Source organism: Bifidobacterium reuteri DSM 23975, from assembly GCF_000741695.1.
GTDB lineage: Bacteria > Actinomycetota > Actinomycetes > Actinomycetales > Bifidobacteriaceae > Bifidobacterium > Bifidobacterium reuteri.
The window spans coordinates 172,546-190,646 of the sequence record NZ_JGZK01000017.1 but is presented as its reverse complement, the minus strand read 5'-3'; the positions used below and the strand labels follow the sequence as shown (position 1 = coordinate 190,646).

The window sequence follows — 18,101 nt, the reverse complement described above, 5'->3', positions numbered from 1 at the left end:
TCTTACCGCGCTGTCACCACGTCGCCAGCCCCTCGTAACGCAGATAGATGTTCCGAAACCCTGAAATCAGCCCCTCGTAACGCAGAAACAACTCCAGAAGAGCACAAACCCGATAATCAGAACAAGGCATCCTGTGCGAAGTCGTCATCTGCGGCGTCGAGCGCGGTGGCGGATGGCTTGAACGCGGTGACGCCTTCATCGGCTAAACGGTCGGAGGCGGCTGCGGATGCGTCGCGCAAGGAACCATCCAACGTCACTGCATCGGGCGAAACCAGGAACATGCGTTCGTTGACGCCGGCCAGATAGAGTCCATCCAACGACTCCACGCGGGAGAGCGCCACATAGCCCATGCCGGGCGCGAACGTGCGGCGCAGATCCATGACAGCCCGATCGAGTGTCATGCCCTGCGACTTGTGGATGGTGATTGCCCAAGCACAGCGCAGCGGCACCTGATGAACGGATGCGAGCACGGTCTCGCCGTCCATCATCTCCCATGCGGCGGGCCTCATGGTGACGATGTTGCCGTTCTCGAATTCGACAATCGGCCATCCGCCTTTGGCCTCCGGCGCAAAGCCGCGCACGGTGCCAAGCGAGCCGTTGACGTACTGCCGGTCGGCGTCGTTGCGCAAGGCCATGACCGCCGCGCCCTCCTTGAGCACCAACCGTTCGGGGGCGAGCATGTTCTTCTTGAGCCGATCGACCAGATTGGCGGGGCCTGCGGTCTCGGCATGGAATTCATGCGGCTCGAGCGAGATCTGGTTGAGCCGCAGGTCATTGAGCCCGTCGGCCTGGCGATTGACCGGAAACAGATGCACGGCGACCTGTCCGGGTTCGGGCATATGGCCGAGACGTGTGACCAGCGTATCCCGGTCGGATTGCGTCACGGCGCTGCGGCGGATATCGGTCAGGACCGTGAGCAAATCGCCGGCGTCCTGCCTGTGCTGCTCGGTCAGGTAGCATATGACCGGGTTCAGCTCATCCCATACCAGCGATTCGGTGACGAAACCCTCCGGGTTGCGCCCGGCCTGCGCATACCGTTCCCGGGAGGCGACGAACTCCGGCGTCGGCGCAATCAGATCGTTGTTGCGCCCGGAGACGGAGACCGGCGGCAGCTGGAAGAAATCGCCGGAGAGCACCACTTGGATGCCGCCGAACGGCCGTGGATCATGGCGCACCGCCCGACATACCTGATCGACCATGTCGAACAGCCATGCGTGGAGCATGGAGACCTCGTCGATGACGAGGATGTCGGTGGCTTCGATCTTGCGCTTGCGGCGCGAGCGGATGAGCTTCAACAGATTCGCGGTCAGCGATGTGGCCACGCCCACGCCGCTCCACGAGTGGATGGTCTGGCCGTTGATATGCGTGGCGGCGATGCCGGTGGACGCGGTGACCGCCACATCGGCGCCATCCGCACGCGCCCCGCGAATGAACTCGTTGAGCGTGTAGGTCTTGCCCGCACCGGGGGCACCAGTCAGAAACACGTTCGCGCCGGCGTTCAGGATGGCCAGCGCTTCGGATTGACGCATACCGTTCAGTCCCCGATGTCAGGCTTGCGAAGTCGTGGACGGGCCGGAACCGGATGCCCTGTCTGTGCCGGGCAGGCGCAGACGCCGGTTCTCCATGACCAGAGAACCCCGCTGCGTCATGTCCATTACGATTCCACGCAACAGATCGCGATCGAAACGACCTTTGAGCTCACCGAAGTGAGGATTCGACGTCAGTCCTGCGGCGGCGATAAAGTCCGCGGCTTCACCCGCCAGCGTAAAGGTGACCGAAGAGACGGCGGGGTCCTCCCCTTTGGCCGCACGCAGCTCACCGACCAACCCGGTTATGGCACGCTCCGCCGCAGCACGCTCGTTCCCGTCAATCATGGCCACACGCGCCTGCAGTTCCTCATTCCGCTTGACGGTCTCGGCATGTCTCGCGGCCTGCGCCGCCTTCTCCTTATCGGTCAGGCGATCAGCTCGCTTCGGACGAGGTTTCTTGGATGTCTTCGTGGATGTCTTCGTGGATGCCTTCGGCTCGGTCTTCGCTCCGGCCTTGTGGCTTTCAGGCTTGGAAGCGGCTGCCGTCTTCTTCTGGTCGGCAGTGGCACTGTTGCCTTGAGATGCAGTTTCGGAAGCATGTGATTGGGTATCAGGCTGACCGGAACCCGCGTTGATACGGTAGGGGTCTTTCAGACCAAGTTCGGTGATAATCGCATCGCATCGCCCCGGATCTGCGACATCGGCGAATGCGGCAAGCACGGGCCTCTTGGGCAGCATGTGCACGAAACCGGCGATATTGCGGTACTCAGCGCGGAAACCGGCATTCTCCTGAAGCACACACTGGGCCTCGTCTACGACGACCATGTCGATGCGCACCTGCTTGGCGAAGTCGATGAAATCAGGCCTCAGGAGGCGCTCGGGAGCGGCATACAGCACACTGATCTGCCGATTGGCGGCTGCGGCATAAATCACGTCGCTCTGCTGCTGGTCAGTCTGGCCGTCAATCAGCGCAGCGGCGATGCCGCGCCTGCGCAGATGCTCCACCTCGGCACCCACCGTCGCAGGCGATGGCACAATCACCAGGGTAAGGGTATGCGGAACAGTGGCGGGCAACTGATAGCACAGTGATCGGTCGGGACCGGCGGGCATGGCAGCCATGACATCGCGGCCGTTGAGGATGGAGTTGACCACCGGGAACTGACCGGGCACGAAGGAATCGTAGCCGAAGAACTGTTTGAGCGCGGCATGTGCGGGTCCGGAGAAATCGCGCTGCCCTGCAGGTACGCCGTCGGCAGCGGCCGGTGCCGGTGCAGGAGCCTGGGCGGAGGCCGGTGCACTCGTCGGACGGGAGGTTTGGCCGGTCGAGCCAGCAGGCACTGAGGCCGCAACCGTCTGCGGGACGTTTGGTTGGATGGACCGGGCTGGCGTCTGCGTCGACTTGGCAGGCGCAGGCTGGGAGGACCTCGGAACCTTACCGTCCGAACTGTCCCGTTTTGTCGTTCCCGGCTTCGGCGGCAAAGGCAGAAGGTGCGTCGGAAGCGTGCTCGGCGCTGCTTCCTGCTCGTGTTTCGACATAAACATCTCCAACTCCCCTCGTTGTGGTTGCTCAGTCCACGTTGTCCAACGTTACTTGTTCAGCAGACTGGTGGCCACGATGTCCGCGGAGATGGCCTTGGCTTCGGCATCGTCCGGGCCGGGGACCGGCGCCATGAACGCTTTGCGGTAGTAGCGCAGCTCGTCCAGTGATTCGATGATGTCCGCGAGCGCGCGGTGGCCGCCGTTCTTCGGCGGACGGTTCTCATAGACCGCCGGGTACCAGCGGCGGGCCAGTTCCTTCAGGGTGCTCACGTCCACGCTGCGGTAATGCAGGTGGCTCATGAGGCCGGGCATGTAATGGTCGAGGAACTTCTTGTCGCTCCCGATAGTGTTGCCCGCCAGCAGCGGCTTGACGCCCTCGGGCGTGAAGCGCAGCACGTATTCGGTAACTTTTTTCTCGGCTTCCTCGAGGCTCAGGCCATGCTCCCATTCGTTGATCAGCCCGGAGCGGGTATGCATCTGACGCACGAAGTCGTTCATATGGTCCACGGCCTTCTGGCTCGGCTTGATGACGAAATCGACTCCCTCGTCCAGCACGTTGAGGTCGAAATCCGTGGGCACCACGGACACCTCGACCAGCTCGTCACCGCCGAAGATGTCGAGTCCGGTCATCTCGCAGTCAATCCAGATCAGGCGCGAGTCCTTCGCGCTGTAGGTTTCCGCATCATGCGCATCCACCATCGTGGGCCCCTTTCCCGGGTATATTCGTCATATCAGAACAGTTCAGACTATACCGCAGTGACTACAAGCCCCGCTGCGACATGACTGCTCCGGCCTGAGATTGTTTCGCGCCTGCAAATCCATGCGAGGAAGCACGTGCCCACTTACACGGAAAGGGCCCGCTTGGGGCCCTTTCGTCAATCAACGTCGGTCATATCGGCCGAGGAGAACGATATTCCGGATCAGTTGTGGAAGCCGGAATAGTTCGGGGCTTCGGTGGTCATCACGATGTCGTGCGGATGGGATTCACGCAGACCGGCGTCGGTAATGCGGATGAAACGGCCCTTCTCGGGCATTTCGGCGATGCTGTGGGCGCCGATGTAGAACATGGACTGGTGCAGGCCGCCGAGCATCTGGTAGAGCACAGCGTTCAGCGGGCCACGATACGGCACTTCGCCTTCGACGCCTTCCGGAACGACCTTGTCGCTGGAGGTGACGTCGGCCTGGAAGTAACGGTCCTTGGAGTAGGACTTCTTGCCGCGCGGGGCCATGGCACCGAGGGAACCCATGCCACGGTACAGCTTGTACTGCTTGCCGTGCAGGAGCACCTTCTCGCCCGGAGCCTCCTCGCAACCGGCGAGCGTGCCGCCGAGCATCACGGAGGATGCGCCTGCCACAAGGGCCTTGGCGATGTCACCGGAATAGTGGATGCCACCGTCGGCGATGCACGGCACGCCGGCGGCACGGCAGGCCTGGGCGGCCTCGTACACGGCAGTGAGCTGCGGCACGCCGACGCCAGCGACGATGCGGGTGGTGCAGATGGAGCCGGGGCCGATGCCGACCTTGACGGCGTCAGCGCCTGCATCGATCATGGCCTGGGCGCCGGAACGGGTGCCGACGTTGCCGCCGATGATCTGCACGTTGTCGAATGCGGAATCGTGCTTCAGTCGGGAGATCATGTCGAGCGCCAGACGGGCCTCGCCGTTGGCGGTATCGACCACAAGCACATCCACGCCGGCCTCCATCAGGGCGGAGGCACGCTGCCAGGCATCACCGAGGAAGCCGACGCCGGCGGCCACGCGCAGACGACCCTGCTCATCCTTGGTGGCATCCGGGTACTGTTCGGTCTTGACGAAGTCCTTGACGGTGATCAGACCGGTCAGGTGGCCTTCGGAGTCGACCAGCGGCAGCTTCTCGACCTTGTGCTGGGCGAGCAGTCGGTGGGCGTCGTCCTTGGAGATGTTGGACGGGCCGGTGACCAGGTTCTCCTTGGTCATGACGTCCTTGACCTTCAGGGTGTCGTAGTCTTCGGAGGCGATGAAGCGCATGTCACGGTTGGTGATGATGCCGACGAGCTTGTTGGCCTTGTCCACGACCGGCAGACCGGAGATGTGGAACTTGCCGCAGAGCTTGTCGAGGTCGGCGAGCGTCACGTCGGGATTCACGGTCAGAGGATCGGTGATCATGCCGGATTCGGAACGCTTGACCACATCGACCTGAGCGGCCTGGTCATCGATGGAAAGGTTGCGGTGCAGCACACCGATGCCGCCGTTGCGGGCCATGGCGATGGCCATTTCGGACTCGGTGACGGTGTCCATGGCAGCGGAGAGCACCGGGGCCTTCATCGTGATCTTACGGGTCAGATGGGTGCTGGTGTCCACCTCGGAAGGAATCACATCCGTCTCGTTCGGCAGCAGAAGCACATCATCATAAGCAAGGCCGAGCTTGGCGAAAATCGGGGGAAGGGGGGCGTACGCCGACTGGGCGTTCAATTCATCAAGGTTTGTAGCCATGTAAACACTATATGAACATGCGCTGACCTCGCGCAACACACTCCCGCGGGGTCACCGGCAACGATCACGGCTTCAGCTCTGAATCCTCAGCGTCCTTCGTGTCACCTAGCGCCGCAGCATGCTGCGCGCCCGCTCGAACCGCCTCCATCGCCCGGCTCTCGGCCTGCATTTCGGGAATGCGGTGCTTCAGATACGGATACATCGTCGCCACAGTCAGCACCACCACGGCCACGGCCATGCCGATCATCACATATTGGGCCTTAAAGAACAGAATCATCAGCGAACCGAAGGCGATCAGAGCCGCCCAACCCCACAGAATCAGCACGGCGCCGCGAACGGAATGGCCGATGCGCAGCATGCGGTGATGCAGGTGCATGCGATCGGGATGCATCGGCGACTGCCCTTTGGCCAGACGACGCACGATGGCGAGGCACATGTCGAGCACCGGCAGGAACAGCACCAGAATCGGCAGCAGAATAGGCATGAACACCGGCAGATAGATGCTGGCGTGGATGGATGCGGGATCGAGCCGGCCGGTCATCACGATCGAAGCGCAGGTGATGAGATAGCCGAGCAGCATCGAACCGGAGTCGCCCATGAAGAGTTTGGCCGGATGCCAGTTGTGCAGGATGAACCCCACGCAGATGCCAACCATCATCACGTCGATCAACGTGGCCAGCGAAGCGTAACTGGGCGAATACCGGGCGATGATATACGAATAGATAGCGAACGCGATGCCTCCGATGGCCACGATTCCCGAGGCCAGGCCATCCAGACCGTCCACGAAGTTCACGGCGTTGATGGACGCCACGATGAGGAACGCGGTGATGGCCATGGACAGGCTCGGCGAGGCCGTGATCAGGGAACCGCCGAACGGCAACGATATGATCTGCAAACCGCCCCATGCCACGAACACGGAAATCAGCAGCTGCCCGGCGAGTTTCAGCATCCAGTCGAGGTCCCACAGGTCGTCAGCCATGCCCAGCAGACTTATCATGATGCCGCCGGCGAGAATAACCCACATCTGGTAGTTGCCGGTGAACAGTCCGGAGAGGAACATGGTCTTGCTGGCGAAGATCGTGGCAACGGTGAAGCCGATCAGCATGGCGAGTCCGCCCATGCGCGGAGTCGGAATGGTGTGCACGTCGCGCGCACGCACCTCCCCCACCGCGCCGATCTCGATGGCGACATGGCGAATCAATGGTGTCACCAACCAGGTGACTCCGCCGGCGATGGCAGCAATCAGCAGATAGATTCTCACGCGCCCAGTCCTCCGCCGTTCAGGTGAAGTGCCTTGCGAATCAGGCTTTGCGCAATGACTCCTTCACGCAATATCTCGATGCCGTCCCGTCCATACGGATCGGCCTTTACTACAGTGCTGGAAACGTGGCCCGGCGTGGAACCGCCATCCAGATACAGATCGACGTCACCGCCGAAGGCTGCGATGGCCTCCTCCACGCTTTGTGCGCTTTCCTCACCGGACCGGTTCGCGCTGGATGCGGCGACAGGCCCCGTGGCCTTCAGAATCTTCAGGCAGAGCCGGGAGTTGGGGATGCGTATGCCTTGGGTCCCCGGACGGCCTTCGGCGGTGTCCGCCAGAGTCGCCAGCGTGCAATCGGGGCGTGCCACGGCGATCGGCGAGAACGCTCCGGGAAGGAATGCCGCGGACAGCCGGTTCAGCGGCGAGGGCAGGTCCAATCCAAGCTGGTCGAGCTGGTCGATGGACGACAGCAGCACCTGCAATGCCTTGTACCGTGGACGATGCTTGAGTTCGTAGATACGTGCGATGGCTTCCCGGTTGCGCGGATCGCAGGCCACACCATATACGGTGTCCGTCGGAATGACGATCACTCCGCCTTCGCGCACGATGCGCGCGGCCCGCTCCAGTGACTCATCCGTGATCTTCAACGCCTGTGCAGAACCCATAGCCGTCCGCCATCTCCGTTCACTTGTCGTAACCAACAATCCACTATTGCATCATCGCACCACGACGTGCATCATATGGCAAGACCGTAGACCTCATCCCCGCAACTCCATTCAGCCGACCGATCCCGACCGCGCGTCCACCTGTCGGATGCCGTGACACAGCTGTCCGGCGCATATGGCGTATGCCGATTATGGTTGATGCAGAAAGCACGCTGCATGGCCATCGCATGCACAGGCTTGAAAACAGGTAACAAAGGAGCGTCCATGAGCATCGAAATCGCAGCTGAGCTGCCTCCTGTCAAACCGCGTTTCCCGCGCGCCAGCGAGCGCGAGGAGATGCTGGCCGGCAAACTCTACAATCCGGCCGATCCTGAACTCACCGCCCTGCGAGAGAAGGCAGGAGACCTGTGCACGCGATTCAACACCACGCCACGTGGCGATCATGCCACACGACGCGCGCTGCTCGATGAGCTATTGCCCGGACATGGCAAGGGCCTGGATGTCATGGGACCGATTTTCTTCGATTACGGGTGCAACACCACCATCGGCGATCGTGTGTTCGCGAACTTCAATTTCACGGTGCTGGACTGCTGCCCGGTGACTATCGGCGACGACGTGCTGTTCGGGCCGAATGTCTCACTGCTGCCGCCGATGCATCCGTTGCGCTGGCAGGATCGCAATGTGCGTCAGGCCGAGGACGGCTCGATGTACGACTATGAATACGGCAAACCTATCGTCATCGGCTCGAACTGCTGGTTCGGTGGCAATGTGACGGTGATCGGCGGGGTGACGATCGGCGAAGGCTGCGTGATCGGGGCCGGTGCCGTGGTTACACGCGATATTCCGCCGCACACTGTGGCCGTAGGCAATCCGGCGCGACCGATCAGGGAGATCACCGACAAGGACGCGGCCGAGCTCCAGTATTACGCGCAGTAGCTCTTCCTTCCAGCGATAGCAGTGGGACGCAAGTGCATACATGCCGAAATTGCGGTTGCGGCCCACTGTGCATAATGATGCGCGCACAGCGAATGGCGGATTTCCAACGATTCTTTTCATCGAATCCGCAGGACGCAAGTATAATTTCCTAGCGATCGTGGGACGCAACCGCGATCAGAGCGATAATGCACTTGTGTCTCGCGCATTATCCAACATGCAGTCGTTAAACCGTTGCATCCTACTTTTCTGCGAAGAGGTAGCGGTCCCGACCGGTCCAGTCCCTGCCGGTGGAGGCCTCGGTGAACCCGGCGGCCTTGGCATAGGCGACGAGACGGTCGCCCTGACTCACGTCATGTTCCATGACGAGCGCGCCTCCCGGCTTCAGCAGACGGAACGAACGCTCGATGATGCGCTCGGGAATCAGCGTACCGTCCGCGGAGCCGCCATACAGCGCCAATTCGGGGTCCCAGTCGCGTACTTCCGGCTGTTCGGGCACGTCAAGCTCGGGAATGTAAGGCGGATTGGTGATGACCATGTCCACCGTGCCGTCCAGATGGGCCAGAGTGGCCATCGACGTGGCGTCGGCAATCTCAAGCTGATAATTGGACGCGATGGAGGGGTATCGCTTCGCCGTCTCCGCAAGATTGCGGCGGGTCCATTCGGCGGTACGGGGCTCCAATTCCACGGCCCAGACACGGCTGCCCGGCACCTCCGTGACCACAGACAGACCGATAGCACCTGACCCGGCGCACAGGTCCACCACGAGCGGGGTCATCATACCATGGCGGGTGAGCCAGTCGAGGCCGGCCTGCACCACAGTTTCGGTCTCCGGACGAGGGATGAACACACCGGGCCCGACCTCAAGATCGAGGTATCGGAAGGGTGTATGGCCCACGATGTACTGCAACGGCTCGCGTTTGGCCCTGCGTTCCAACATCGTCTGGAAGCGCCCGGCATCGTAGTCGAGCTCCGAGCCCATCAGCATGGCTTTGTCGATATCGCGAAGCTCCACGCCCGCAGCCTCGGCCAACAGCAACTTGGCGTCATGCTCCGGCGTCTCGATGCCAGCCGAACGCAACCGCGCCGCCGCATTCCGGATAACATCGCCAACGGAACCTACGGTCGTCACCTGTCCATCCCATCCGGCCGCAAACGCAGAATATCAGCGCAAAGAGGGTTGGCTGGGACATGTGATGTGAGACCCTAGGCTTGGCCAAACGGCCTTGAGTGTGTCGAACACCATATGTCCCCGCCAACCCCGGCCAAGCCACTGCTCTGATGGAGCTTACTTCTGGTTCGCCAGACGCTCGGCTTCGTCGGCTTGGATGTCCGAATCAATGACGGCCTGCAGGTCGCCGTCCAACACGGCATCCAGATTGTATGCCTTGTAGTTCGTGCGGTGGTCGACGATGCGGTTTTCCGGGAAATTGTAGGTGCGAATGCGCTCGGAGCGGTCGAGCGAACGCACCTGGGAGTGACGCATGTCCGCGGCCTCGGCGGCCTCCTGCTCGTGCTTCATGGCGAGCAGACGGGATTTGAGCACACGCAATGCGGCTGCGCGGTTCTGGATCTGCGACTTCTCATCCTGCATGTTCACCGTGATGCCGGTGGGGATGTGGGTCATGCGCACAGCGGAATACGTGGTGTTCACCGACTGTCCGCCGGGGCCCGAACTCATGAAGATGTCGATCTTCAGGTCCTTCGGATCGATTTCAATCTCGTCGTCATCCTCATCGGCTTCAGGGAACACGATCACACCGGCCGCGGAAGTCTGGATGCGTCCCTGCGATTCGGTGACGGGGATGCGCTGCACGCGGTGCACACCGCCCTCGTACTTCATCGAAGCCCACACGCCGTCTTCGGGAGCGGGGGTGCCCTTGGCCCGGATGGCGATCTGCACGTCCTTGACGCCGCCAAGCTCGGTGGTGTTCTCGGACTGGATGTTCACCGTCCAGCCACGCTTTTCGGCGTACCGGGTGTACATGCGCAGCAGATCGCCGGCGAATAGGGCGGCTTCCTCTCCACCGGTACCGGCTTTGATTTCCATGATGGTGTCGCGCGCGTCATCGGGGTCGCGCGGAATCAGCGCAGTGCGAAGCTTGTCTTCGGCGGCCGGCAGTTCGCCTTCCAGCCGCTTGGCCTCTTCGGCGAAGTCGGCGTCCTCATCAGCCATGTCACGGGCCGCTTCAAGATCATCCTTGATGCGCAACCACGAGGTGTAGGCGCTGACGATTGCACCCAATTCGGCATGACGACGTCCGAGTTTGCGCAGCTTGTCCGGATTGGACACGATTTCAGGGTCCGCCATCTGCTGTTCGATGGACCGATACTCCTCAAGTGCGGTCGCCGCGGCCGGGAACTGTTCGTCTGCCATGTCGTTGCTCTTTCCTTATGGTCCTTAGATCGACACCCAACATCAAAAAATCTTCACAACATACAAAAACGCCAGTCCGCGTCCGGTATGCCGAAGCATGCCGAACCAAGTCGGACTGGCGTGAAGTATGCTACTTGCTCTTCTTGCCGTAGCGCTTCTCGAAGCGAGCAACACGGCCACCGGTGTCGAGAATCTTCTGCTTGCCGGTGTAGAACGGGTGGCACTGAGAGCACACGTCAACGAACATGTGGTCTTCCTTGCCAGCAGTGCGGGTCACGAAGGTGTTGCCGCACGAGCACGTCACCTCAACGGGGTGATAATCAGGATGGATACCCTGCTTCATTTGCGTCTCCTATGGATTCGGGGGACCCGGGTCGCCATGCCCCAATGGCATAGCGTGAACCGGAACCTAAGGGATGATACTCGTGCATATGGACGTGAATACGTCTTGCAGACACGCTAATCGTTCCTTCGCATCATTTGAAAGAGCAGCGCATCATATAAGGAAATGAGTGGGGCCGCAGGGGCTTGGACCCTGGACCGGGCGGCCCGCGTCCAGGGTCCAAGCCCCTGCGCGGCCGCGCATTTTTTCGCTGGCTCATCCTAGCAGCCTAGGTAGTCCTAAATTCGTATGACCACAAGGAGGTGGTCAATCATGCGAGTACAGAGACAACCGTGGCCTGAATCATGGCGGGAACCTGCCGAACAGTGGCTCACGTATCTCGCGGCGTGCGGCCGGGCGGCCACGACGATAGACACCAGACGCCTGAAGCTGGCCGGCTTCGCCCGTTGGGTGGACAAACCGCCCGAACAGGTCACACGCACCGACTGCGAAACATGGATGGGGCGCGATCATCTGGCGGCGGAGACCCGCAAGGGCATTAGGGCCACGCTGGCCAGCTTCTTCGAGTGGATGCACGACCACGGACGCATCGCCGTAGACCCGGCAGCAAAGCTGCCGCATATAACCGGGTCACACCCGCGTCCGCACCCTTGTCCCGATGCCGGCATACGCATGGCGATGGAGGGCATGAACGAGCGGGACAGGCTCATGGTCAGGCTAGGCGCCGAACTGGCGTTGAGGCGTAGCGAGATAGCGCAGATACGTGGTACCGATGTGCTGGCGGACACATGGGGCGGGCGCAGCCTGATAGTGAACGGCAAGGGGAACAAACAACGTCTGGTACCCTTGACCGATGACCTGGCCGAGCGGATAGCCGAGGCCGGCGACGGCTGGCTATTCCCATCACGCAACGATGGCGGGAAAAGCCATATCATGCCTGAACGGGTAGGCAAGATAATCAGCCGTCGCCTACCAGAAGGCTATTCCACTCACAGCCTGCGCCATCGAGCGGCCACGCGCGCCTACGTACAGACGCGCGATCTGCTCGCTGTGTGCGCCCTGCTTGGACACACGAGCGTGGCCACCACGCAAAGGTACGTGGCCATGCCTCCCGAGCATTTGAGAGGCATGATGGCAGCGTTGGCCATGTGACGTGAATATGAAATGACTTGACGGTTTACTCAACGTGTGAGATAGCTGGTGGTGCCGGCCGGCCCCAAGGCGATGTAGCGGTATTGACCACTGGACGCGCCTATATAGCGGCCCCAATCGTAGCCATCGGCTCGGGTGGTCCAGCCGTCTAGGTTGACGGTCTGGCCCGCCGAGTATTGGGCCACGATCTGTGCACCGGTGCTTGGCTGGGCTCGCACGTTGAGTTTGGCTACGTTGACACGCCAAGCGCCTTCGATGCCGCGCGTCGGAGTTGCATCAATGGTCTTGGGTCGTAGGTAGCCGAGCAGCCCGTTTTTGGTGATGGCGGCTTGATGTGTGGCCCCGGGATTCTGGGTCAGACACAACAGGCTGCCTCCCTGGTCGGCAAGGACGATGGCCACATGCGTGTATGGTGTGGCGGGGGCTTGGCCCCAAAAAGCCACATCGCCCTTTGCGGGGGTGGCGTTCGCGGGGAGCCTGTCGAATCTGTCTCGTAGCGCAGATTGCTGGTCGTAGGTGGTGGTGTAGACGCTGCCAGCATAACCATTGCTGGTGTTCGTGGCTGATTGAGGCACGCCGGCTACGTCCTGCGCGTATCGGCTCCATAAATCCCAGCATTGCCCGCCATATGCCTTGTCAACGTCCACGGTCTTACCGTTGTACGCGGCGGCGAACTGGTCGATGTTCATGATGGTTTCCTTTCAGAGAAGAGAGAGGGCAAAGTATATGAATGCGGCGGCGATGGCACCCGCGACTGCGGCGAGGAACAGGCATGCTCCTATGGCAAGCAGCCAGTCGGTCAGGTCATTCAGCGGCGCGTGTCGCTGCCGTGGATGAACAGAATCACGATGGCGAGGCCCAGAAGCCAGAGAATCGTTAGTGTTTTCATGCCTGCGTCCCATTGTTCGGCTCCTTGCCGCTGCGGAAGAGTCCCATGATGGGACCGGTTTTTATCTCGGGATTGATTTCCCCGATGTTTTCCAGGATGCTGCTAATCTCGGTGATGCTGATGTATACGCCGGCCGGGATGATGAGCGGCACTGCGAAGCCCATGTCAAGGTATTGTTGGCCGCGTTCCACTACTTCGGCCAATACCATGACCAGCACGAGGCCGCTTTTGTGCCATAGGCCCAATCGCATCTTTTCGCTGCTGATGTCGTGCTGCATGGCTGCCTTCATGAGCCCGGTGAGATAGTCCAGACAGATGAGCAATGCCACGATGGACAGTGCGGCGATTTCGCTTGTCTGCATGAAATGCATGGATCTTTCCTTTCCTTTGATGGTTTTATTCGTCGTCGGTCTGCCAGATGCCCATAAGTGAGTATTCGCTGGTGGGGTTGTTGATTGACCATTGCCGGATGACGTGCCCCACGACGCATGAGTCGTCGGTATCGGGGGCGATTTGGGTGTGTGTGATGCTGATGCGGCTTCTGTCGGAGCCGTTCTTTCCGAAGCCTCGCGGAACAGTCAGCGGGTCGAAGGATGCACTGTTGCCGGTGATGACTCCGCTCTTGTAGGTGAATACTGCTGACGCGATGACCAAGTTGCCCAATCTTATAAGGCTGTTGGTGGTCACGGTGATTTTCGTGGCGTCGTAGCCGAAAGCGCCGGTTCTCATGCCGAGTGCGGCCAGCAGGGTTTCCACTTTGGCAAGCCTGGCCGCATACTGTTCCGCGTCGGCTCCGTTGAAGTCGAATCTTTCCAGCACTGCTTCGATGCCTTCGGCCTGCTGCTGCAGGATGTCGGGAAGGTTTTTGATGGGTTCGTTGTCTTCCGGGTAGGGAAGATTGTAAACGGGTGTGGTTGCTACCGTCATACGGGTTCGTCTCCTGTCTTCGTCACGTAGCGCAGTCCGCCGAGCGTCCAATTTGCGGCGGCGAAGGTCGCTTTACTGTTGATCTGTTTCAGCTCCCCGCAGGTGGGTGTGCCGCCGCTTGATGCGTCCACGGCGGGGAACAATCGCACTTTGTGCGTCCAATGACTTTTCTGGTTGGTCACGTCGTAGGTGAGGGTTCCGCCGATTATCGCCCATGGCCCGTGTGTGGCTCGGGTTGTCCGCTCGAACATTGAATTGACGATGACAATAACGCGGGGCCGACAGAAGAAGAACAGTTGGTTGAGCCTGTCGCCTCTGAAGGTGACCTCTGGCAGTCTTACGCGTTCGTTCTGGGTTTTTAGAACGGTTTCCGCGCGGGAGGTGTCCACGACGCTGATATTGTTCTGCGCCGCCCCCGAGTCCGCCCAGTTAAGCGTGACGCTTAGGCATGTCTCGCCTTCACGGCGTGGGGTTGCTATCTGTTTGACACTGCTGCCGTCCTGGACCACCTCAAATATCTGTTGGCCTGATGATGTCGCCAGTTTGAGATGCGAATAGCGAAGCTCCAATTGCGTGTAATAGGAATCCGCGCCGGTTAAGGTGGGCTTCGGGTCTGTCAGCACGTCGGCGGCGTCTATGTATCGTGTGTCCTTGTAAATGTCGGTGTTGTCGTCTCCCGTCCTGATATAAGGGCCTGTAAGAACGGTTTCAGTGGTCCACCGCAGATACACGGCTTCAAATGAGGGGAGCACGTCGGCGTTGATGTTCTGATAGGACATAAACAGCATTCGGTCGATCTCGAACATGTATTTGTTATTGATCTGACGTGTCTTCAGGGATTCCGCCCAATTCAACAGGCTTGAACGTTCGTCCGATTTGATGCCGGCGATATGCGTGGACCATGGAAACCAGGATCCGTTGATGCCGTCGTTTTCAATCCACTGTTTGAATTGAGCAGTGGTGTCACCTTTTGGCCACCATTGGAAGCCTTGCACCATGGTTTCGTTCTGATTCCAGTTCGGCCCCTTGCGGCAGTCTGTGCGCAGCAGATACAAGCGGTCGGATGCCGTGATGTTCAGGCGGTGGCGCGACTTGTCGGGAATGATGTCCGTGTCTGTGATGACGCCATCAAACAGGCAGAATGGCAGTGGACTGTTGGTGTTCTTCCATTCGGGCGTAACGGTGATTCGATGCCCTAACAGCGTGTCGCCGGTGCGCGCGTATCGTCCGCCTTGGTCGATAAGGGTTATCTTAAGCACGTTGGGCGTGGTTTCATCCCAAGGGGTCGAAGCGCCCCATGTGATGGTGAGTGGAGATAGCGGGACTGGAAGGGTGCCGCCGTCTTCGTTTTTCGGCAGTGGTTCCGAGTCCAGGAAGATGCGGCACGTTTCGGGAATTGGTGTAGCCGTGCTCATAATGCAAGCTCCTTTCCTCTCACTCTTGCCCAACGGTCGAGGGCGGTCACGATCTCGCCGGCCACCGTGTCGTTATCGAGATTGCCGTGCGCGTCTACGTTGATGCTGATGGTCTGGGATACCTGGCGCGCGGGGGCCGCACGGTTGGCGACGGTGGACGTGACGGCGCGGGACAATGCCGGGGCCACCGCGTAGCCGCGCGCTGCCATGGGCGTGATGGTTCGGGCCATCTGATACGCGGCCATTGGCTGCGCCGCATACCGGACGCTGGCGGCCGAAGCGCTGAGGCCGCTTGCCGCGTTCTGCGCGCCCGTGATCTTGCCCCATAGGTCAGATACCCAGTCGAACGCCTTCCTGATGCCGCCTATGATGCCGTCGAACACGCCGAGCACCTTGTCTTTCAGCCCGCCGAAGAAGTCGGCGATACCGTCCACGGCACCCTTGGCGGTGTCCTTGATGCCGTTCCATGTGTCGCTGCCCCACTGCCCGATGCTTGCGCCGATACCGCTCAGCCACGACGTGAACGCCTGCCATTTGTCGGCTATCCATTGCGCCGCCGCCGCGCCCGCCTGTTTCACCTTGTCCCAGTTCATCACCAACAGGGCCACGACGGCGATGATGGCGACGATTACCGCGATCACCGGCAAAAAGGCGAGATTTACCGAACCCTGTGCAATGGCGACGATACCGGCCACGACGCTATAGGCGGTCATGGCCGCGTTGAGAACGACAATGATGGCCGCGACTGCGCTGATGACGCCGATGAGCGGCAACAGCCATGCGCTGTTGGCCTGTACCCATGTGGCGAACTCTGCCAACTTGCTAGCGGCTGCGGTGATGGCGGGCAACAGGGCTTCGCCAAGGGCAGCTTTGGCGTTCTCGAACGATGCGGCCATGCGCTGCTGTTGTCCCTGTGCCGTGTCGCTCTCACGCGCGAAGTTGCCCACGGCCTTGCCTGACTGGGCCGTGATGGCCGCAAGGGTGGCTTGCATCTTCGCGTTGCGGTCGCCGCTCTTGTACAGGTCGCCTAGTCCCATAGACGCGGCCTGAGCCTGTAGTGTCGCGTCGTTAAGCGAGATGCCGTATTTTTCGATGGGGTCCATCTCGCCCTTCAGCGCTGCGCTGATCGCGTCCACGGCGTCGGCGGTGGTACCGCCGAACATGGAAGACAGGTCAGCGCCAAGTCCGATAAGCTCGTTGGTCTTGCTTGCCGACTGTTCCACCGACATGCCGAAGTTCTGAAGCTGTGAGCCGACAAGCGTGGCGAACTCGTTGTACTCGTTCTTGCTGAGGCCCACGGCCTGAGCCGCGTTGTTGGACCATTCCAGCATTTTGCTTGCGCTGCTGCCGAACACGGTTTCGACGCCGCCCACCGACTGCTGTAGGTCGGCCGCGCTCTTCGCGCAAGTGGCGGCCCCCGCGCCGATGGCGGCGAGGGCGGCACCGGCCGCGACTGACGCCTTGCCTATCTTGTCCTTGAAGCTCATTGACGCGCGTTCGGCCTTGTCCATGGCCGCGACGGCCTGTGTGGCGTCGCCTATGATGCGTATAGCCAGGATAGCCGACTTCATGCGATCACCTCACTTTGCCTTGCGTCGTAACTGTTCCGTTTCCTCGGCTTCGTCCTTCAGGAGCTGCGTGCATGTGCCCCAATCGGCTTCTTGGGGCACATGTTCGCGTCTCCATGCCCACGGCGTGCCGCCGAAGCGCGCCGCCAGTACGCAGCTCAGTTCGCCGTAGCTTCCTGAGTCCCATTGCTCAAAAAATCCGGTGTGTCCGCCATGCCGTTGCTGTCCGGCGTGGCGGCAAGAAGCGCGGTGCCGTCGTAGGCGGGGGCCGTGTCGTCGGAGTCGGCGGCGGCGTCGTTGGTCATGTCTTCCACTGAAATCACGGTGTCGGCCCACTGCTCGAACGGCAGCGTTGTGGCCCCGATCTGTCGGCAGCGCACATAGGCGCTGTAGGTGTTGAACTTCACGGCGGCGTCCATGAGGTTTCCCCAGCCTTTAGCCTTCGCGTGTGTTTCCGCTTGGCATCGCTGCCACATGGTCACGCACACTTCGTCGGTGGTGCCGTCCATGTACTTGATTCGGGTGTTCGGGGTCTTGTCCTCGTTGGTGGTCATTTGCTTAGATCTCCTGTTGCGATTCGGTTTATGATCTTCTGCACGGCGTCCGCGTAGAGTTGCGTCCATTGCGGTTCCGTGTTCTTCGCTGCCTGATTTGCGAAGCGTGTGGGCTTGATGTTGTGCTTGGGCCATCCGTAGTTGATGACGCCCGCGTAGGGAACGCGCTTGCTGCCGGTGCGCACGACGCCCGCCTTTTGCGTGGCGCCGGCGCGCACCGACGCGGCCAGTTTGCCGGTCCTGCCCTTCGGGGCTAGGTTCTTGGCTTCGGGCACGACGACTTGCGCGGCCTGTTTGTTGATCTGCCGCAGGTCTTTCATGTCCACGCCGGCTTTTTTGAGGCCGCGCGCGAGTTGGCCGGCGCCCTTGAGCTGGATGCTTGCAGCGCCGTTCGAGGCGATGTTGCCGGTCATGTCAACGTGGCCACGGCGGCCGCGATGTTCGGGTCTGCCGGCAGCGCGGTCACGGTCTGGTCCGC

Annotated in this window: 18 protein-coding genes; 2 read left to right on the top strand and 16 right to left on the bottom strand. The window is 61.0% G+C overall.

What is annotated here, in order from left to right; all coding sequences use genetic code 11:
• Positions 1-116: 116 nt before the first annotated feature.
• The 6 genes from BREU_RS10140 to BREU_RS10115 all read right to left on the bottom strand — a co-directional run bounded on the left by BREU_RS10140 (position 117) and on the right by BREU_RS10115 (position 7,465).
• Positions 117-1,529 carry a DEAD/DEAH box helicase gene (locus BREU_RS10140; RefSeq protein ID WP_044089702.1) on the bottom strand — a complete coding sequence of 471 codons (1,413 nt, stop codon included), beginning with the start codon at positions 1,527-1,529 and terminating at the stop codon, positions 117-119.
• A gap of 18 nt (positions 1,530-1,547) precedes the next feature.
• Positions 1,548-2,867 carry a DEAD/DEAH box helicase gene (locus BREU_RS11360; RefSeq protein ID WP_052382121.1) on the bottom strand — a complete coding sequence of 440 codons (1,320 nt, stop codon included), beginning with the start codon at positions 2,865-2,867 and terminating at the stop codon, positions 1,548-1,550.
• A gap of 249 nt (positions 2,868-3,116) precedes the next feature.
• Positions 3,117-3,767, bottom strand: a complete 651-nt coding sequence (gene orn, locus BREU_RS10130; protein WP_044089701.1) for an oligoribonuclease — start codon at positions 3,765-3,767, stop codon at positions 3,117-3,119.
• 221 nt (positions 3,768-3,988) lie between these two features.
• Complete coding sequence (gene guaB / locus BREU_RS10125) at positions 3,989-5,539, bottom strand: IMP dehydrogenase (protein ID WP_044089700.1); 1,551 nt, start codon at positions 5,537-5,539, stop codon at positions 3,989-3,991.
• A gap of 64 nt (positions 5,540-5,603) precedes the next feature.
• Positions 5,604-6,800: an MraY family glycosyltransferase gene (locus tag BREU_RS10120; protein ID WP_044089699.1), complete on the bottom strand. Its 1,197-nt coding sequence runs from the start codon at positions 6,798-6,800 to the stop codon at positions 5,604-5,606.
• Positions 6,797-7,465 (bottom strand): L-threonylcarbamoyladenylate synthase, encoded by a 669-nt coding sequence (locus tag BREU_RS10115; RefSeq protein WP_044089698.1) that lies wholly within the window; start codon positions 7,463-7,465, stop codon positions 6,797-6,799. Before BREU_RS10115 ends, BREU_RS10120 begins: the two co-directional genes overlap by 4 nt.
• 264 nt (positions 7,466-7,729) lie before the next feature.
• Here BREU_RS10115 and BREU_RS10110 point away from each other — a divergent pair, with 264 nt between their 5' ends.
• Complete coding sequence (locus BREU_RS10110; RefSeq protein WP_044089697.1) at positions 7,730-8,401, top strand: sugar O-acetyltransferase; 672 nt, start codon at positions 7,730-7,732, stop codon at positions 8,399-8,401.
• 238 nt (positions 8,402-8,639) lie between these two features.
• On the opposite strand, the gene prmC is transcribed toward BREU_RS10110, so the two are convergent.
• The 3 genes from prmC to rpmE form a co-directional block, all read right to left on the bottom strand.
• Complete coding sequence (prmC, locus tag BREU_RS10105) at positions 8,640-9,530, bottom strand: peptide chain release factor N(5)-glutamine methyltransferase (protein WP_044089695.1); 891 nt, start codon at positions 9,528-9,530, stop codon at positions 8,640-8,642.
• A gap of 156 nt (positions 9,531-9,686) precedes the next feature.
• The gene (gene prfA, locus BREU_RS10100; RefSeq protein ID WP_044089694.1) at positions 9,687-10,775 is read right to left on the bottom strand and encodes a peptide chain release factor 1; all 1,089 of its coding nucleotides are present in this window, start codon (positions 10,773-10,775) and stop codon (positions 9,687-9,689) included.
• A gap of 130 nt (positions 10,776-10,905) precedes the next feature.
• Positions 10,906-11,118 carry a 50S ribosomal protein L31 gene (rpmE, locus tag BREU_RS10095; RefSeq protein ID WP_044089693.1) on the bottom strand — a complete coding sequence of 71 codons (213 nt, stop codon included), beginning with the start codon at positions 11,116-11,118 and terminating at the stop codon, positions 10,906-10,908.
• A 312-nt stretch (positions 11,119-11,430) separates the two neighbouring features.
• Between rpmE and BREU_RS10090 the strand changes: the two genes are divergently transcribed.
• Positions 11,431-12,270 carry a tyrosine-type recombinase/integrase gene (locus tag BREU_RS10090; RefSeq protein ID WP_044089681.1) on the top strand — a complete coding sequence of 280 codons (840 nt, stop codon included), beginning with the start codon at positions 11,431-11,433 and terminating at the stop codon, positions 12,268-12,270.
• 29 nt (positions 12,271-12,299) lie between these two features.
• Here BREU_RS10090 and BREU_RS11355 read toward each other — a convergent pair whose 3' ends face one another.
• The 7 genes from BREU_RS11355 to BREU_RS10055 form a co-directional block, all read right to left on the bottom strand.
• On the bottom strand, positions 12,300-12,959 hold the full coding sequence (locus BREU_RS11355; RefSeq protein ID WP_052382120.1) for an SH3 domain-containing protein: 660 nt from the start codon (positions 12,957-12,959) through the stop codon (positions 12,300-12,302).
• 196 nt (positions 12,960-13,155) lie between these two features.
• The gene (locus tag BREU_RS10080; RefSeq protein WP_238567074.1) at positions 13,156-13,530 is read right to left on the bottom strand and encodes a phage holin family protein; all 375 of its coding nucleotides are present in this window, start codon (positions 13,528-13,530) and stop codon (positions 13,156-13,158) included.
• Between the two features lie 25 nt (positions 13,531-13,555).
• Positions 13,556-14,086, bottom strand: coding sequence for a hypothetical protein (locus tag BREU_RS10075; protein WP_044089680.1), 531 nt, complete (start codon positions 14,084-14,086; stop codon positions 13,556-13,558).
• Positions 14,083-15,501, bottom strand: a complete 1,419-nt coding sequence (locus BREU_RS10070) for a hypothetical protein (RefSeq protein WP_044089679.1) — start codon at positions 15,499-15,501, stop codon at positions 14,083-14,085. The genes BREU_RS10075 and BREU_RS10070 overlap by 4 nt, the downstream gene beginning before the upstream one ends.
• Positions 15,498-17,072, bottom strand: a complete 1,575-nt coding sequence (locus BREU_RS11350) for a phage tail tape measure protein (protein WP_052382119.1) — start codon at positions 17,070-17,072, stop codon at positions 15,498-15,500. The genes BREU_RS10070 and BREU_RS11350 overlap by 4 nt, the downstream gene beginning before the upstream one ends.
• A gap of 155 nt (positions 17,073-17,227) precedes the next feature.
• On the bottom strand, positions 17,228-17,623 hold the full coding sequence (locus BREU_RS12020) for a hypothetical protein (RefSeq protein WP_052382118.1): 396 nt from the start codon (positions 17,621-17,623) through the stop codon (positions 17,228-17,230).
• Entirely contained in the window at positions 17,620-18,036 is a 417-nt protein-coding gene (locus BREU_RS10055; RefSeq protein ID WP_081886678.1) for an HK97 gp10 family phage protein, read from the bottom strand. Before BREU_RS10055 ends, BREU_RS12020 begins: the two co-directional genes overlap by 4 nt.
• Positions 18,037-18,101: the final 65 nt, after the last annotated feature.

Bases quoted from the DNA above. Each gene is read 5' to 3' on its own strand.
- BREU_RS10140 (WP_044089702.1), bottom strand. From the start codon at position 1,529: ATGCGTCAATCCGAAGCGCTGGCCATCCTGAACGCCGGCGCGAACGTG.
- orn (WP_044089701.1), bottom strand. From the start codon at position 3,767: ATGGTGGATGCGCATGATGCGGAAACCTACAGCGCGAAGGACTCGCGC.
- guaB (WP_044089700.1), bottom strand. From the start codon at position 5,539: ATGGCTACAAACCTTGATGAATTGAACGCCCAGTCGGCGTACGCCCCC.
- BREU_RS10115 (WP_044089698.1), bottom strand. From the start codon at position 7,465: ATGGGTTCTGCACAGGCGTTGAAGATCACGGATGAGTCACTGGAGCGG.
- BREU_RS10110 (WP_044089697.1), top strand. From the start codon at position 7,730: ATGAGCATCGAAATCGCAGCTGAGCTGCCTCCTGTCAAACCGCGTTTC.
- prfA (WP_044089694.1), bottom strand. From the start codon at position 10,775: ATGGCAGACGAACAGTTCCCGGCCGCGGCGACCGCACTTGAGGAGTAT.
- rpmE (WP_044089693.1), bottom strand. From the start codon at position 11,118: ATGAAGCAGGGTATCCATCCTGATTATCACCCCGTTGAGGTGACGTGC.
- BREU_RS10090 (WP_044089681.1), top strand. From the start codon at position 11,431: ATGCGAGTACAGAGACAACCGTGGCCTGAATCATGGCGGGAACCTGCC.
- BREU_RS11355 (WP_052382120.1), bottom strand. From the start codon at position 12,959: ATGAACATCGACCAGTTCGCCGCCGCGTACAACGGTAAGACCGTGGAC.
- BREU_RS10080 (WP_238567074.1), bottom strand. From the start codon at position 13,530: ATGCATTTCATGCAGACAAGCGAAATCGCCGCACTGTCCATCGTGGCA.
- BREU_RS10075 (WP_044089680.1), bottom strand. From the start codon at position 14,086: ATGACGGTAGCAACCACACCCGTTTACAATCTTCCCTACCCGGAAGAC.
- BREU_RS10070 (WP_044089679.1), bottom strand. From the start codon at position 15,501: ATGAGCACGGCTACACCAATTCCCGAAACGTGCCGCATCTTCCTGGAC.
- BREU_RS11350 (WP_052382119.1), bottom strand. From the start codon at position 17,072: ATGAAGTCGGCTATCCTGGCTATACGCATCATAGGCGACGCCACACAG.
- BREU_RS12020 (WP_052382118.1), bottom strand. From the start codon at position 17,623: ATGACCACCAACGAGGACAAGACCCCGAACACCCGAATCAAGTACATG.
- BREU_RS10055 (WP_081886678.1), bottom strand. From the start codon at position 18,036: ATGACCGGCAACATCGCCTCGAACGGCGCTGCAAGCATCCAGCTCAAG.